Genomic DNA, 15,743 nt, shown 5'->3' with positions numbered 1-15,743 from the left:
TATATCAAACACTTTAGCTGATTTACAACACACTTAAACTCAAACTTACTCACAACCTAGCTTGCCCATGTTAACCTTAATAAAAAATTAAGGTGCCTTTATGAAATACACTCTCCTACTCCCATTCTCATTGTTACTAAGTACATTGAGTTTTGCTAATGAAAAACAACATGTCGACCTACTCATTCATCATGCCAATGTGGTTGATATTAAAAATGCAGTGGTGATCCCCAATCAGACTATTGCTATTACCGATGCTAAAATTATTGCCCGTGGCGATGACGCTCTTAAGTTAAATTACCATGCCACTACACAAGTAGATGCTCAAGGGCGCTTTGTTATGCCAGGCCTTTGGGATATGCATGTACACTTTGGCGGTGGCGACGCATTAATTGAAGAAAACAAACAATTGCTGCCTTTATATTTAGCCTACGGCGTTACTACGGTGCGTGATGCGGCTGCTGATTTAAGCCCCTCGGTTTTAAGCTGGCGTGAGCAAATAACTAAAGGTGAGCTAATAGGTCCCACTATTTATACCTCAGGACCCAAACTAGAGGGTAAAGACTCTATTTGGCCAGGCGATCTTGAGGTTGAAACAACCCAAGAAATGCATGCAGCTATTGATAAACTAGATGCGATGAATGTCGACTTTGTTAAAATTACTGATAGCGCATTAACTCCAGAACTTTATTTACAAGCAGTAAAAGAAGTTAAAAAGCGTGGTTACAAAATATCAGGTCATATTCCGTTTTCTTTATCCGTTACTGATGTATCTAGCGCAGGTTTAGACGCAATAGAGCATATGACTTATTTACTCAAGGCGGCAGCTAAAAACGAAGATGATATTTCAGCTAAAGTAAAAGCGGGTGAACTGAGCTATCGCAGCGCCTTACCCGTTGTGATGGATAACATAGATAAAGACACCGCAATGAAAAAGTACCGTCTTTTAGCCAAAAATAACACTGCGATTGTACCAACCTTAATTGGCGGCCAAGTTACCGCTTATATTGACGAAGATAACCACCAGCAAGATGAGTTTTTAAATTACTTAGGTAAAGGTTTAAAAGACACCTACCAGTGGCGTGTTGATCGTGCAAATAAAGATACCCCCGCACAAATAAAAGCACGCAAACAACGCTTTGTTCAAACCGCTCAACTGCTACCTTGGGCACAAGAGGCGGGTGTGCCTATTATTGCGGGCACCGATGCAGGCTTTTTAAATTCTTATATTTACCCTGGGCTGTCGCTTCATCAGGAGCTAGCTATTTTTAGTGACTATGGCCTTACCCCTCAACAAATACTACACAGTGCGACCCAAGCAGGGCCAACCTTTTTAGATAAAGCACAACAGTTTGGTTCTTTAGAGGTTGGTAAAGTGGCCGATATTATTATTTTAGATAGCAATCCATTAATCAACGTGCGTAATACCCAATCATTACAAGGGGTGATCAGCCACAATCGCTATTACGATAAAGCTGCATTAGAAAACCTTAAAGCACAAGCCAAGCAATTCGTTAGCTCACAACAGTAAATCAACTAATGGGCTTAGCTTGCTGAGCCCTCCCTTTCATACCCGTTGTGGTATACACTCGCATTTTTAGTTTGGAGCAAACAATACTATGGGCTATTTATTTGCCGTTACTTTACTTTGGGCCTTTTCGTTTAGTTTAATTGGGGTGTATTTAGCAGGCCAAGTGGATGCATGGTTTAGTGTTTTAATGCGTGTCGCAATGGCAGCGTTAGTGTTCTTACCGTTCTTAAAGTTTAAACACACAGCTAAGCCTTTGGCGTTTAAACTAATGCTCATCGGTGCCGTGCAGCTGGGGGCTATGTACGGCTTTTACTATCACTCCTTTTTATATTTAACCGTGCCAGAAGTACTGTTATTTACCGTTATGACTCCCATTTACATCACTTTACTTAATGATGCGTTAGCAAAACACTTTAACCCGCGTTTTTTTATTGTCGCGCTAATTGCCGTTGCGGGCGCGATTGCGATCCGCTATGAAGGTATTAACAGTGACTTTGTGCTTGGTTTACTACTGGTGCAAGGGGCTAACCTTTGCTTTGCTGCAGGGCAAGTCGCTTATAAACGCGTCATGCACCACAGCGCGGTAGCACAAAAAACGGTGTTTGGTTGGTTCTTTATTGGCGCACTGTGTGTCGCAGTCGTGTGCTATAGCGTATTTGGTAATAGTGAAAAATTACCCACCACAGCCACGCAATGGGGAATACTGATTTATTTAGGCGCCATTGCATCGGGAGTGGGTTACTTTGTCTGGAATAAAGGCATTACTCAGGTGAATGTCGGCACACTGGCGGTGATGAATAACATGCTTATTCCGGCCGGTATTGTGGTTAATGTTGTCATCTGGAACAGAGACGCCGATCTACTCAGACTGAGCCTTGGCGCAGGCATTATTTTCGCCGCCTTATTAGTGAATCAATACTTTAATAAACAAGTAAATTAATCACTTTGTCGCTAAATTGTCATTAACCTTAGTTAGGGTAGTAAGCGTTAATTTTTTAAGGAACAATAATGAAGCTGACTCCCCTACTTGCCAGTTGCCTATTGTTAGCCTTTCAGGCTGGCTGCAAAAACAATGTAAAAACACAAGAAAGAGAACTCATTGTTAAAGTGCCTAGCTCTGTTATTGTAAAAGTGCCTAACGGTGACGCTGCTGCAATTCAACTAGGTACTCGCCCCTATTATTTAATTAACGAAATGGACGCTGGCGAATTAAAAGCGCAATTAGCATCGTGTAGTGAAGGCCCTTTTTACCGCACCGATTTTTCAATTGGCCATCGTGGTGCCGCGATGCAGTACCCTGAACACACTAAAGAAGCTTATATTGCGGCAGCTCGAATGGGAGCAGGCGTGGTAGAGTGCGATGTTACTTTTACCAGCGATAATGAGCTTGTTTGCCGCCATTCGCAATGCGATTTACACACTACTACCAATATTTTAGCGGTGCCCGAACTAGCTGCAAAGTGCAGTGTGCCCTTTACACCTGCGGATGCTAACAGTGGTACGCCTGCTTCTGCTAAGTGCTGTACCAGCGATATTACCCTTGCGGAGTTTTTAACCCTTGAAGGAAAAATGGATGGCGCGAATACACAAGCTACGACCGCTGCGCAGTATATGCAAGGCACACCCCGTTGGCGTACCGATTTATACGCAACGAGCGGCACACTAATGACGCATAAACAAAGTATTGCGCTATTTAAAACACTTGGGGTAAAAATGACGCCAGAACTTAAATCCCCCCAAGTAAGCATGCCTTTCAATGGTATGTCGCAACAGCAATACGCACAAAAAATGTTGAATGAATATACGCAACTGAACGTACCCGCTGAGCATGTTTTTCCGCAATCATTTAATTTAGATGACGTAAAATACTGGATTAATACTAATCCGGATTTTGCTAATAAAAGTGTCTACCTTGATGGCCGTGACAGAGATACGGGGTTTGATGCTAACAACCCAACAACGTGGCAACCTAGCATGAATGAACTGGCTGCAGCAGGGATAAAGATTTTAGCTCCCCCCATTTGGATGCTGCTAACTATAGATAGCGACCGTAATATTGTGCCATCACAATACGCAATTGACGCCAAAGCGGCGGGATTAGCACTGATGACATGGAGCCTTGAGCGTTCAGGCCCTCTAAACCAAGGCGGCGGCTATTACTATCAATCCATTGCAGATGTAATAACTAACGATGGCGACATGATGAAAGTCGTTGATGTACTTGCCCAACAAGTGGGGGTAATGGGTATTTTTTCCGACTGGCCTGCCACTGTCAGTTACTACGCCAGCTGTAATAAAATGCCTGCGAGCCAGTAATTAAGCGAATCATTTACGCCGTTCAATTACACAATTCATAAAGCCCTGTTAAAATTTATCAACACGTCGTTATTACAGCAATAAACTACCACTGCCAGGCAATGAGTGCACAGCATGCTTTTATGCGCGATGGAAGCAATCGCTACGATGCAGCACTTGCTCCCATCGCAGTTTTAACCTCACGGGTGTAACAGCGCTTAATCACTGTTATGCACACGCAAGGCAGTCTGCTGTTTAACAAAGTAGGCTTTTAAATAATCAATAAACACACGTAATTTTTTAGAACCCGCAGCCCCAGGGGGAAACACCCCATATAGATCAATGTCTTTGCTTTTATAATCATCTAAAACAATTTCAAGCACCCCAGCTTGTACTTTTGGCCACGCATCATACAGAGGAATGCGACCCAAGCCGTGCCCAGCTTCAACAAACGCGGTACGGGCTGCGGCATTATTGGTGCTTAAACTACCTTGCATTTCAATACTGTGTTTTTTGCCTTCTTTTTGTAACGTCAGTGTGCAACTGCCAAGCTGATAAACCACCCATTGATGCGCAGCAAGATCTGCCGGTTTTTTTGGTTTGCCAAAATGGCTAAAGTAATCAGGAGCGCCACAAATACAGGTACTCATAGTGGTGAGTTTAACGGCTTGTAAGTTAGAGTCATGCAGCGCTACTCCACGAATAGCGAAGTCAAAGCCATACTTTATAATATCAACCACATCGTCACTAAGCTGTAAATCGATGTGGATTTTTGGGTATTGACGTTTAAAGTGATTAATTGCCGGCACAATTAATTGCATACCTACATTCACTGGGCAGCTAATTTTTAATAACCCCTGAGGCTCGCTTTTTATATTTTCAATTTGCTGATTAGCCGCATTGGCTTGCTCGGTAATTATTCGACAACGCTCGTAATACGCTATACCCGCTTCAGTCAGTGCCATAGTGCGAGTAGAACGATTAAGCAATGTGACCTCTAACTGAGTTTCTAATTTTTTTAAATGATAGCTCGCCACAGCGCGCGTTAAGCCTAATTGTTTGGCCGCCGCTGTTAAACTGCCCTGCTCTACAATTTGCGCAAACACCACCATACTTTTCAACTGTTCAAACGATACTTTCATCAATATGCCACTGTTTTACTATTCCCCTACCAATTGTATCAATTATTAAACCAATATTGTTAAAGTTATCATCGTTGTTAAAATATCACTTAGTGCATATAGTGAGTGTTAAGCAAAATTAATTCATTTAAACCAGCAAAAGGAATACGTTAATGGCTAAAAAAATACTGATGGTACTTACCTCTCATGCCGAGCTGGGCAACACAGGCGAAAAAACAGGTTTTTGGGTTGAAGAATTTGCCGCTCCTTATTATGCCTTTATTGATGCAGGTGCAGAAGTCACCTTAGCTTCCCCTGAGGGCGGGCAACCACCGATAGATCCAACCAGTACTATGGCTGACTTCCAAACAGACGCCACTAAACGCTACGACAACGACAGTGCCGCACAAACATTAATGGCTAACACCAAGCAGCTTAGTGATGTGAATGCCAGCGACTTTGATGCCGTGTTTTATCCCGGTGGCCACGGCCCATTATGGGATTTAGTCGACAACACAACTTCTATTACGCTGCTCGAAAATTTTATTAAACAGCAAAAGCCGGTTGCGGCGGTTTGCCACGCCAGCGCCGTATTGTTAAACGTAAAAGATAACGAGGGTAATGCCTTAGTTGCGGGTAAAAAAGTCACCGGCTTTACTAACAGCGAAGAAGCTGCTGTGGAGCTAACTGACATAGTGCCATTTTTAGTGGAAGACGAACTCATTAAAAAAGGCGGCGACTATCAAAAAACAGATGATTGGGGCATCCTTGCCGTTGCAGATGGCTTAGTGATCACCGGTCAAAACCCCGCCAGTTCAGAATTAGCGGCTAAAAAGCTACTTACCAAACTGGGTTAATTAACATTAATCACCATGAAAAGCACAGCAATTAAGCTGTGCTTTTCATTGTTAACAACAACTCCTATACTGGCCTTTCTTGTAGTTAACTAGGACGACATTATGGCCGCGAAACCACGCGCAGCTTTACCTCTCAACAGTACCCGCTTTGCTATTGTAAGCATTGTGATGCTGTGCTTTGTATTGCAACTTATCAATAGCTTACCGGGTATTAACCTGCATGGTTTCGGCATTTACCCACGCAGTATTACAGGGCTCGTTGGCATTCTTTGTGCGCCATTTTTACATGGTAGTTGGTGGCATTTTGCAAGTAATATGCTGCCCTTTATAGTGTTAAGTTGGTTAATTTGCCAGTACAGCGTAAAGCGTTTTTATACGGTGTTTGTGGTGACAGCGTTACTGGGAGGGCTTTTAGTTTGGCTGTTTGCGCGTAGCAGCTTTCATTTAGGCTTAAGCGGTGTCATTTATGGTCTGTGGGGCTTTATATTGTGTTATGGCATAGTGAGGCGCTCATTTAAATCAATTATTATCGCTGTGGTGGTGGCTGCACTTTACAGTGGCTTTATTTGGGGGGTACTACCACAACGTTTTTATGTATCGTTTGAAAGCCACATGTTTGGCGCAATCAGTGGGCTACTTTTAGGGTATAAACTTGCAAAAGCCGACAAACGTAAAAGTCGGTAACTGTAATCAATATTCATTGAGGTTATTTATGAGTGATCAAGATACGTATACGCCAGCAAAAGTATGGCGCTGGGAAAATGGAAGTGGCGGTAAGTTTGCGAGTATTAATCGCCCCATCGCAGGGGCTACACATGAGCAAACCTTGCCAATTGGTAAACATACTTTTCAGCTGTATTCTTTGGCAACACCTAACGGTCAAAAAGCGGCCATTATGTTTGAGGAGCTATTAGAGCTGGGGTTAACCGCTGCCGAGTACGACGCCTATTTAATTGATATTAACCAAGGTGATCAATTTGGCAGTGACTTTGTGGCGATTAATCCAAATTCAAAAATTCCAGCGTTAATGGATCATTCCACCAGCCCGCCTACGCGCATCTTTGAGTCCGGTGCTATATTGCAATACTTAGCTGAAAAATTTAGTGCTTTAGTCCCCACAGACTTTAAAGCCAAAACAGAGTGCCGCAATTGGTTATTTTGGCAAATGGGTTCGGCGCCCTATTTAGGCGGTGGCTTTGGTCACTTTTACAGCTATGCACCCAGCAAAATGCAATATCCGATAGACCGCTTCACCATGGAAACCAAACGCCAACTTGATGTATTAAACCGCCACTTAAGCGCGCATGAATACATGGCGGGCGATGAATACTCAATAGCCGATATCGCTATTTGGCCGTGGTATGGCTCTTTAGTACTTGGTAACTTGTACGATGCCGCAGAGTTTTTAGATGTTGCCTCATATACGCACGTACAGCGCTGGGCCAAACAAATATCAGAGCGACCTGCGGTAAAACGTGGCCGCCGAGTGAATCGTATCTGGGGGCCTGAAGCAGAACAAATGCCAGAGCGCCACGATGCAAGCGACTTTAATTGATTACACAACAGCAAAAAATCAGCGTGCGCTGATTTTTTGCTGTTACCTATAACGCCCTGTTATGGCCCCTCTGTGTTGTAAATTTTAGGGTTAATACCACTTGCTTTTGATTAACTTTAATTTACCGCACAATATCTGCACGCGCTGTCGAACAGTCGTAAATTTAAATATAGCGTTATTTTACTTGGGTAACCGATTGTGAAAAAGCTGAATAAAGAGCAAATATATAAACGTTTAAGCAATGAAGAAGACGCGCGCGCCTGTAAAGCAATAGATGCCAACGCCTGTCGGCAAGTCCCTGGCAACTTTATTATTTTACTATTCAGTCAGCTGTTTAGTAAATTTGCCGATGCCTTACTGAACCCTAAAATCACCTTGCCATGGTTAATGCAAAGCTTAAACGTACCGGCAAGTTTTATTGCGTGGCTGGTGCCCATTAGAGAGTCAGGTTCAATGCTACCGCAATTGGCAATTGCCAGTTTTGTGCGCAAACTTCCTATTCGTAAATGGGTATGGGTAATAGGTGCTTGTGTGCAATCGCTGTGTATTTTAGCTATGGTCGGGGTGGCTTTTACACTCCAAGGTACACCAGCAGGCTACGCCATTATTAGCCTATTAATTTTATTTAGCTTGGCCAGAGGCTTTAATTCCGTGGCCGCAAAAGATGTGCTGGGCAAGGTTATTCCTAAACAACAACGTGGTAACCTTAGTGGGCTTGCTGCAAGTATTGCAGGCTTTGCCACCTTAACGTTTGGCTTAATGATGTGGTTTTTTTCACAGCAAAAAGATCAAGACATAGTGATCACCGCGTTATTACTGGGTGCTTTTATGTGGCTCATTGCCGCATTTTTTTACGCACAAATTAACGAGTATAGCGGCGCCACCGAAGGGGCTAACAATGGCCTGTTGCATGCACTTGCGAAGTTGAGAATTTTATACCAAGACACACAATTTGCTCATTTTGTCATTACTCGAGCGTTACTGCTTTGCTCAGCCCTAAGTGCCCCATTTTATATTATTTTAGCCAGTAAACAGTCGTTTGAATTTTCGTTACTTGCCACCTTTATTGCCGTTTCAGGCTTTGCTAGTTTAGTCTCTGCGCCTATCTGGGGGCGCTTAAGCGACTTATCTAGCCAACGAGTGCTGGTACTCAGTGCCGTTTTGGTCACTATTAATGGGCTGGCTGTATTTGTTATTGCTACTTGGTATGGCGATCTGCTGCTTAATTGGTGGCTGATGCCAATGTTGTACTTTTTACTCTCGGTTGCGCATCAGGGTGTGCGTTTAGGACGCAAAACTTACCTTGTCGATATGGCAGAGGGAAACAAACGCACCGACTATGTGTCGGTCAGTAATACCGTTATTGGTATTTTACTCTTGATGCTAGGCAGTATTGGCTTGTTGGAATCATTTGTATCAACCGCTGAGCTTATTTTACTCTACAGTGTGCTTGGTTTTATAGGTGCTATCAGTGCGTTCTTTTTACCGCAAACAAAATAGTTGCAACACAATGAGCAACGCCTGCTTTATTGTATACCGTGCTGAAAGGCAATAAATAGCCATTGGCGCTGTTCTTGCAGCGGGTTAGTTAGCACATGAATTTTTGCGTCAATGTCGGTTTATTTTACTCATAATCGATGACAACACTGAAAAAATTACATGACTCGTAACAAGGAGAAAATGATGACTATAAAAAAATCGGCTAAATCCTCATGGTCTGGTGCCATTAAAACGGGTAAAGGGAGTATTTCGACTCAAAGTGGCGCGTTACAACAGCAACCATTTGGCTTTAATACCCGTTTTGAAGACAAGCCAGGGTCAAACCCCGAGGAATTAGTTGCCGCTGCGCATAGCGCTTGCTTTAGTATGGCGTTATCACTTGAGCTTGGAGAAGCCGGATTTACCGCTGATAACATTGATACCGAAGCTGTGGTAAGTTTAGATGAGGTAGACGATGGCTTTGCCGTCACCCACATTGCACTTGAAGTGAATGCTAAAATCGATGACATTTCAGATGAGCAATTTCAGGTTCTATGTGAAAAAACGAAAAACACCTGCCCTATTTCCAAATTAATGAACGCCGAAATATCACTTACAGCAAACTTGCAAACAAGTTTTTAAGCTGAGTTTGAAAACGTAATAATAAATTAGATGCCAGCTTATCACGCTGGCATCTAATTTAGGCTACATATTACCCAGTTCAATCATCATTGCGGTGTACATCCGCAAATTAAGCTCTAATTGCTCAAGCGTTATAAACTCATGCTCAGAATGGCCAGTGTAACGCTTACCCGGCATTGATGGGCCAAACGACACCGCGTTATTGAACAATTTAGCATTAGTGCCGCCACCAATTGAAACAAAGCCCGCGTCTTTATCGCCAGTAAAATGTTTAAAAATATCAAGTAGCTTTTGCGCATGCGGCGCATTATCGAGCAACATAGGCGTGCCGATAGAAACTTTTATACCCTGCAGTGTCACTTGGTTGTGGCTTTGCCACTGGGTTAACGCCGTTTCAATTTGCTGCTGCAGTAAGCTTTCATCTTTGCCCATCGGGCGTCGAGCATTCACCACAAGGGTTAATTTATTACCATCACGCTCTATTACCGTCGGCGCCACGGTCATCGGCCCCATAAAATCATGCTGATAGGCAATATCACCAAATTGTTTACCGTGTATATCTAGGCCAATCAGCTGATTTACAAATTTAATTAGCTGGCCATCACTGTTATTTTCAAGTTCAATGCCTCTAAATATTTCAGCTAAATAAGCAATCGCGTTATCACCAGACTCGGGCTCAGATGAATGCGCCGACCGGCCTTTCACACTAATTAAAACGCCGCCGTTTTGCTCAGTAAAAGTATATTCTACTTGCTTCAGTGTAGTGGCCTTTTGTTTAAGCTGCGCAACTAACTCAGTGCTTGCATTATGTAGTACTAAGCTCGCATCTTCTGGGATTTGGCTGGCAAACGCACCGCCTGTCACATCACTCACGTATACCCCTGATTGGTCTGAAGTGCTTGCAAAAGTCGGGGCGATTAAGCTCCAGCCTTTTTCAGCCACCACCACCGGGTAAGAGGCATCAATAGTCACTGCATACTTAGGCTGCGAATAGCGTTTCATAAATTCTTGCAGTGGGCCCCAGTCAGACTCCTCAGCAAGGTAAATCATCAGTTCAATGCGATTGTTTAAACTGATGTTGTTATCTTTAATCGCTTTCATTGCATACAGTGCGGTGGCAATAGCGCCTTTGTCATCTTCGGTGCCACGACCAATTAACTTGCCCGGCTCTGACGTATCAATAATAAATGGGCTTTGTTGCCACTTACTCGCATTAGCGGGTTGTACGTCGCCATGGGTTACAATCGTCACTTTTTCACTTTGCTCCCCCATACCGATAAGTACCGTATAACCTAAGTCTTGATAATCAAACCCAAGCTCGGCGGCCTTCATTTTTAATAAGGCTTTAAAGCCGATAAAGTCGGGGTTTTGCGGTGCTTTTACCGTTGCTTTATTTACCGTAGGAAAAGAGACTAAGTTAGTGAGCGTATGCACTTGGGTTGTTTGATAAGTATTTACCGCGTATTCGGCAATATCTTCAACGCGTTTATTTAATTGGGCATCAACATGAAACGATAATAACGCAGCGCAGGCTAAAGCTAATTTTTGCAAAACAATTTCCAGTTAATTAATCACTCATAAACGCAACTATAACCTTATCTACAACCTATCTACAGCGCTTTGCGATAAAGCCACATCAGTGTCAGTGAAATAGCTTCATATTTAATTAGTTGCTTTTACATTAGCTGCGATATAATACGCCCCTTAACATGATGAGTATTAACTATGAACCGCCGCAAAAAAATTGTTACCAAATTTCAAAAGAAAGACAAGCGTGCCAACGCTAAACTGCATAAAAGCAGTAAACCTGCTTATATTTCAAAAGCTGAACGTGAAAAGCTTGCTGCACAACAACTAACGGCTGAAGTGGAAACGGCAGTAAATTTAGAGCAACAATAAGCGCCGGTTACGGCGCTTATTTTATTTACCCTACCTGCTTCGCTGTGAACGGACTAAAGTGCCCGAGATAACGCACAGCAACATACCCGACAACCGCAGTGGCAATGAGCAATTCGACGACTGCTAAACACTGTATTTGGTTTATATACTGTGTATTTACTTGCAAGGTTAGCATCCACTCCGCCATTTTAAAGAGTGCCGTGGCCCCGATTACCATAGGAAAAGTAAACGCGGCAAAGCCTGGGCAAAATGGGCGGCGCAGTAAGTTAAAAAATGCCACATAAATAATAAAGGTCATCAACACCGCAATCCCAAATAATAAGCCGACAATTAGCGGGGATGGGCTCTCAACGACCGTGAAGTACCCTGCTAACGATAAGCTTGCCGGGGCCGCTAAAATAGCTAGCGTTGGCTGCGCCGCATCGGGTATTTGTGTAGCAAAAATAATACGGTAAATCATGATAGGCAACATAATCGCGTAAATGACCATGCCAAATACCAATGCCCCTTGTGCCAACCACGCTAAAGCAGCATTGCCTGAAAAAGTCACATCCGCCACAATTATACCAACCGGGGGCACAAACCAGCTTGGCACCATATGCTCTAGTTTAAAATCACGAGTACGATGGTATACAAAACTACTCAGAAAGCTTAAATGCAACATAAAGGCGAGCACCCAAAGCGCATCTCCCAGCACGGGATTAAATTGCCCGACCGCGTTAGCAATCACCATAGTCGCCATCGCAAAAGTAGGTATCACGCTCCCCACTACTGGATGCGCTAAATCAGCGATTAATAAACGCGGATGTAACACAAATTTAATACTTAGCATCGCCAGTAACACAGCTGCCAAAGCCGCACCTAGATACTGGCTATAACCGTTAGCATTGATTACGCTTTCCCATGCCCAACCAAGGCTAGCAATCCCTAATGCTAAGCCACTCATAGCCGTGGGTGCAGCTTTTACTTTGCATTTTATACTATTAAACATGACGTAACTCCAAACTCACTTACCTTATTTAATTAAAGTATATGCGGGTAATCTGTTAAGTTAAATCTAATAAAACAAAACAAGCGTTCAAAAATTATAAACACAAAACCAACAACGTACTACTCACAGCGTAACATTCGCCCTATTGATTACGCTCGAAAACATTGCCTAAGCGGTGGCTATTAAACAACGCGCGATAGGCTGATAAAATAAGACTAAGCCCCTCTGTGCCGTTTGTTTATTCTCCCTCTGTGTTTATCACTTTTCCTTGCGTTAACAGCCATGATTTAAAGCATTCGATTATTGCAGATGAGCGATGCTGAATAATGTAATACCCGGTATGCGCGTTGATAGGTTTAAAGGGGGATGTGAGGCGCCCTTGTTTAAAGTCGTCAGCGATTAACGCATAGCGCGCCAGTGCAACCCCTAACCCCGCCTCTGCAGCCGCCATTGCCATATCAGTACGATTAAAAAAATGCCCTTGATTACTTTCAGCCTGAATGTTCATTTGCGTAAACCAATAGCGCCATTCTGCATGTTTTTTTGCATGTCGCCATGGCATCGCATCATGCAATAAGGTGATAGACTGCCAAATGCGCTGTTGATTTGCTAACGTGCTATCTTGCCAGTCAAAGCGCTTAAAGTAACTTGGGCTCATCACCGGAATTAGTTGTTCGTTCAGCAATAGCTCGGCACTAGGGTTGGCGTAAGGTGATTGCCCATAATCTATGGTCAAATCAAAGTTACTATCTTGATGATCAACTAAAGCGCCTTCAGCATAGGTTTGAATGCTTATATTTGGGTACAGCTTATAAAACTTATGCAATCGAGGGATCAGCCACTTATAGGCAAATGAGGGGGTGAGCTTTAGCTTTATTTCGCCATCCGGCGATTGTCCCTGACGCAAATCATCAATAACGCTCTCTATCGCTGCAAAGTTATGTGATACCACTTGATAAAGCTGCCTGCCATCCTCAGTCAAGCCAATGCCGCGCGAGTGGCGCTCAAATAATTTAAATGCCAATTGCTGCTCTAATAAGTTTATCTGCTGGCTAATTGCCCCCGTGGTAATATTTAAATGTGCCGCGGTTTTAGTAAAACTGCCTAACCGAGCAGCCACCTCAAACGTAACTAAGCCAGAATATATACTGCCTGATAATGCCATGCCCACCTCAGCCTTTAGAATAACTAAACACTGATGTTAATTAATATCGTTTGCTAAAGAAATGAATTTTTTGCATTGTCTACTGATATTTTATTAGCAAAGTAACATAGATATGAAAGTGATGGTGTTAGGCTCTGGTGTGGTTGGTTTAACCTCTGCGTGGTATTTAGCCCAAGCGGGCCACCAGGTAACCGTTATTGACCGCCAAGCGCGCAGCGGCGAAGAAACTAGCTTTGCTAATGCAGGGCAAATTTCTTATGGTTATTCATCACCATGGGCGGCCCCAGGGGTGCCATTAAAAGCACTAAAATGGTTAACTCAAAAACACTCTCCATTGATTATAAAGCCAGGCACCTCGCCGCAGCAGTATTGCTGGACGGCGCAAATGCTAAAAAACTGCAGTGAAAAAAATTACCAAATCAATAAAAGTAGAATGCTACGCATTGCAAATTACAGCCGTCAATGCCTGCTCGATTTACGCCAGCAACAAGCTATCGCCTATGAAGGACGCCAACAGGGTACGTTGCAGGTATTTAGAAATCAATCGCAAGTAGATGCGGTGCAAAAAGATATGCAATTATTAGCAAATAGCGATACCCGCTTTAAGCTACTTAATGTTGATGAGTGCGTGCAAACGGAGCCCGGTTTAGCATTTGTGAAAAATAAAATAGTGGCTGGCTTACACCTTCCTGATGATGAAACCGGCGATTGTTTTCAGTTTTGCCAACAGCTTACGGAACTGGCCAAACAGGCAGGCGTGACCTTTAAATTTAATGTACAAGTAAATAATTTAGTCACTGACAATGAAAAAATCACCGCAGTTAATACGTCAATAGGCACGCTGTGTGCTGATGCTTACGTGGTTGCCTTAGGTAGCTACTCTGCACCGCTATTGAAACCACTCGGGGTTAATTTACCTGTCTATCCAGTAAAAGGTTACTCGCTAACAATACCGATAACCAATGCTGACTTTGCCCCCCGCTCAACAGTGATGGATGAAACCTTTAAAGTGGCACTTACTCGGTTTGATAACCGCATTCGCGTGGCGGGCACTGCTGAATTAGCGGGATTTAACTTAGACATAGCCGCAAAGCGTAAAGCAACTATTGCCATGGTGACCGATGATTTATTTCCACGCGCGGGCGATCTTGCTAAAGCCCAATATTGGACCGGGCTACGACCAATGACCCCAGATGGCACCCCCATTATAGGTAAAACAAAAATTGCTAATTTATTTACTAATACCGGCCATGGCACACTTGGTTGGACGATGGCATGCGGCTCAGGAAAGCTACTGGCCGATATTGTTTCGGGCAATGAAACCGATATTGATAACAGGGGCTTAAGTTCTTTTCGCTATGCGTAACTCGCTGTACTGCGTATGTAAACGACGTTGATAATGCGACTTGTATGCGACTGACTGAATGCAATTTCAGCATAATATGCGCTTAAGTATAGCGCTGGCACAAGCTTAATTGACTATTTAGCTGCATTAAATAGTCAATTTCCTGCGTTAATTAATGCTATTATAAAAGCCAATAATGCAACTAAAACAAGCTAATTGTAACGACGCAGCAATGCTAAACATGCCTGCTGTAATCGTTAAAATAGCCTGCTGACTTTTTAACTATGGCCGTGAATATCTCACTTAAACAACTTAATGTGTTTGTCAGTATTACTCAGCACAGCACACTAACGCTTGCCGCCGAATCACTGTGCTTATCTAAAGCAGCTGTGAGTATGGCACTTAGTGAGCTTGAAAAGCAGTTGGGGCACCCGTTGTTTGATCGCGTCAACCATCGACTTATTTTAAACCAAGAGGGGCAAAAACTACTGCCTTTAGCCGATGAATTGCTTAATAGGGCAAGTAGTATTGATGCTTTATTTACCGATAATGCTCAGGTAGCAGGAGCATTAAAAATAGGCGCCAGTGATACTATTGGCAATCATATTCTCCCCACTTTACTGAGCGATTTTAGAGAACAAGAAAAACATTATTCACAGCAAATCTTTATCTCAAATTCAGCACTTATTTGTCAAAAACTACACGACTTTGAACTCGACATAGCGCTGATAGAAGGTCAAGCGCACCACCCTGATTTGATCTCAAGTGTCTTTAGCCACGATGAAATGTGTGTCATTGCGCCGCCCTCACACCCACTGGCCACCAAAACGCATATTAACTTTAACGACTTAACGAATAGCGCC

Annotated in this window: 15 protein-coding genes; 11 read left to right on the top strand and 4 right to left on the bottom strand. The window is 43.2% G+C overall.

Annotated features, from left to right (window positions below):
• Nucleotides 1-100: 100 nt before the first annotated feature.
• The 3 genes from ABYB02_RS00075 (at nt 101) to ABYB02_RS00065 (ending at nt 3,847) form a co-directional block, all read left to right on the top strand.
• Nucleotides 101-1,531 carry an amidohydrolase family protein gene (locus tag ABYB02_RS00075; RefSeq protein ID WP_372759786.1) on the top strand — a complete coding sequence of 477 codons (1,431 nt, stop codon included), beginning with the start codon at nt 101-103 and terminating at the stop codon, nt 1,529-1,531.
• An 88-nt stretch (nt 1,532-1,619) separates the two neighbouring features.
• A complete protein-coding gene (locus ABYB02_RS00070; RefSeq protein WP_372759784.1) occupies nt 1,620-2,471 on the top strand; it encodes a DMT family transporter in 852 nt (283 codons plus the stop codon).
• Between the two features lie 68 nt (nt 2,472-2,539).
• On the top strand, nt 2,540-3,847 hold the full coding sequence (locus ABYB02_RS00065) for a glycerophosphodiester phosphodiesterase family protein (RefSeq protein ID WP_372759782.1): 1,308 nt from the start codon (nt 2,540-2,542) through the stop codon (nt 3,845-3,847).
• A 197-nt stretch (nt 3,848-4,044) separates the two neighbouring features.
• Here the strand turns inward: ABYB02_RS00065 and ABYB02_RS00060 are convergent, their stop codons facing one another.
• Nucleotides 4,045-4,968 carry a LysR family transcriptional regulator gene (locus ABYB02_RS00060; RefSeq protein WP_372759780.1) on the bottom strand — a complete coding sequence of 308 codons (924 nt, stop codon included), beginning with the start codon at nt 4,966-4,968 and terminating at the stop codon, nt 4,045-4,047.
• A gap of 152 nt (nt 4,969-5,120) precedes the next feature.
• Between ABYB02_RS00060 and ABYB02_RS00055 the strand changes: the two genes are divergently transcribed.
• The 5 genes from ABYB02_RS00055 (at nt 5,121) to ABYB02_RS00035 (ending at nt 9,480) form a co-directional block, all read left to right on the top strand.
• On the top strand, nt 5,121-5,804 hold the full coding sequence (locus tag ABYB02_RS00055) for a type 1 glutamine amidotransferase domain-containing protein (protein WP_372759778.1): 684 nt from the start codon (nt 5,121-5,123) through the stop codon (nt 5,802-5,804).
• Between the two features lie 102 nt (nt 5,805-5,906).
• Nucleotides 5,907-6,488 (top strand): rhomboid family intramembrane serine protease, encoded by a 582-nt coding sequence (locus ABYB02_RS00050; protein ID WP_372759776.1) that lies wholly within the window; start codon nt 5,907-5,909, stop codon nt 6,486-6,488.
• A 28-nt stretch (nt 6,489-6,516) separates the two neighbouring features.
• The gene (gene yghU, locus ABYB02_RS00045) at nt 6,517-7,359 is read left to right on the top strand and encodes a glutathione-dependent disulfide-bond oxidoreductase (RefSeq protein ID WP_372759774.1); all 843 of its coding nucleotides are present in this window, start codon (nt 6,517-6,519) and stop codon (nt 7,357-7,359) included.
• A gap of 198 nt (nt 7,360-7,557) precedes the next feature.
• Nucleotides 7,558-8,859 (top strand): MFS transporter, encoded by a 1,302-nt coding sequence (locus ABYB02_RS00040; RefSeq protein ID WP_372759772.1) that lies wholly within the window; start codon nt 7,558-7,560, stop codon nt 8,857-8,859.
• A gap of 183 nt (nt 8,860-9,042) precedes the next feature.
• Nucleotides 9,043-9,480 carry an OsmC family protein gene (locus tag ABYB02_RS00035; protein ID WP_372759864.1) on the top strand — a complete coding sequence of 146 codons (438 nt, stop codon included), beginning with the start codon at nt 9,043-9,045 and terminating at the stop codon, nt 9,478-9,480.
• Between the two features lie 63 nt (nt 9,481-9,543).
• Here the strand turns inward: ABYB02_RS00035 and ABYB02_RS00030 are convergent, their stop codons facing one another.
• Entirely contained in the window at nt 9,544-11,031 is a 1,488-nt protein-coding gene (locus ABYB02_RS00030; RefSeq protein WP_372759770.1) for a dipeptidase, read from the bottom strand.
• A 174-nt stretch (nt 11,032-11,205) separates the two neighbouring features.
• On the opposite strand from ABYB02_RS00030, the gene ABYB02_RS00025 reads away from it, so the two are divergent.
• Entirely contained in the window at nt 11,206-11,379 is a 174-nt protein-coding gene (locus ABYB02_RS00025; RefSeq protein ID WP_372759768.1) for a DUF2986 domain-containing protein, read from the top strand.
• 25 nt (nt 11,380-11,404) lie between these two features.
• Here ABYB02_RS00025 and ABYB02_RS00020 read toward each other — a convergent pair whose 3' ends face one another.
• Entirely contained in the window at nt 11,405-12,370 is a 966-nt protein-coding gene (locus tag ABYB02_RS00020) for a TDT family transporter (RefSeq protein ID WP_372759766.1), read from the bottom strand.
• Nucleotides 12,371-12,608: 238 nt separating this feature from the next.
• Nucleotides 12,609-13,535 carry a LysR substrate-binding domain-containing protein gene (locus ABYB02_RS00015; protein WP_372759764.1) on the bottom strand — a complete coding sequence of 309 codons (927 nt, stop codon included), beginning with the start codon at nt 13,533-13,535 and terminating at the stop codon, nt 12,609-12,611.
• A gap of 112 nt (nt 13,536-13,647) precedes the next feature.
• Between ABYB02_RS00015 and ABYB02_RS00010 the strand changes: the two genes are divergently transcribed.
• A complete protein-coding gene (locus ABYB02_RS00010; protein ID WP_372759762.1) occupies nt 13,648-14,901 on the top strand; it encodes a D-amino acid dehydrogenase in 1,254 nt (417 codons plus the stop codon).
• A 269-nt stretch (nt 14,902-15,170) separates the two neighbouring features.
• Nucleotides 15,171-15,743 (top strand): LysR substrate-binding domain-containing protein (locus ABYB02_RS00005; RefSeq protein ID WP_372759861.1); only part of this gene is annotated, 573 nt, incomplete at its 3' end.

The sequence above is a fragment of the Pseudoalteromonas sp. genome (genome assembly GCF_041613455.1).
Taxonomy (GTDB): domain Bacteria; phylum Pseudomonadota; class Gammaproteobacteria; order Enterobacterales; family Alteromonadaceae; genus Pseudoalteromonas.
This window is presented reverse-complemented; position numbering and strand designations above follow the sequence as displayed.

Excerpts from the sequence above, each read along its gene's own strand:
- ABYB02_RS00075 (WP_372759786.1), top strand. The coding sequence starts at position 101 with ATGAAATACACTCTCCTACTCCCATTCTCATTGTTACTAAGTACATTG.
- ABYB02_RS00070 (WP_372759784.1), top strand. The coding sequence starts at position 1,620 with ATGGGCTATTTATTTGCCGTTACTTTACTTTGGGCCTTTTCGTTTAGT.
- ABYB02_RS00065 (WP_372759782.1), top strand. The coding sequence starts at position 2,540 with ATGAAGCTGACTCCCCTACTTGCCAGTTGCCTATTGTTAGCCTTTCAG.
- ABYB02_RS00060 (WP_372759780.1), bottom strand. The coding sequence starts at position 4,968 with ATGAAAGTATCGTTTGAACAGTTGAAAAGTATGGTGGTGTTTGCGCAA.
- ABYB02_RS00055 (WP_372759778.1), top strand. The coding sequence starts at position 5,121 with ATGGCTAAAAAAATACTGATGGTACTTACCTCTCATGCCGAGCTGGGC.
- ABYB02_RS00050 (WP_372759776.1), top strand. The coding sequence starts at position 5,907 with ATGGCCGCGAAACCACGCGCAGCTTTACCTCTCAACAGTACCCGCTTT.
- yghU (WP_372759774.1), top strand. The coding sequence starts at position 6,517 with ATGAGTGATCAAGATACGTATACGCCAGCAAAAGTATGGCGCTGGGAA.
- ABYB02_RS00035 (WP_372759864.1), top strand. The coding sequence starts at position 9,043 with ATGACTATAAAAAAATCGGCTAAATCCTCATGGTCTGGTGCCATTAAA.
- ABYB02_RS00025 (WP_372759768.1), top strand. The coding sequence starts at position 11,206 with ATGAACCGCCGCAAAAAAATTGTTACCAAATTTCAAAAGAAAGACAAG.
- ABYB02_RS00020 (WP_372759766.1), bottom strand. The coding sequence starts at position 12,370 with ATGTTTAATAGTATAAAATGCAAAGTAAAAGCTGCACCCACGGCTATG.
- ABYB02_RS00015 (WP_372759764.1), bottom strand. The coding sequence starts at position 13,535 with ATGGCATTATCAGGCAGTATATATTCTGGCTTAGTTACGTTTGAGGTG.
- ABYB02_RS00010 (WP_372759762.1), top strand. The coding sequence starts at position 13,648 with ATGAAAGTGATGGTGTTAGGCTCTGGTGTGGTTGGTTTAACCTCTGCG.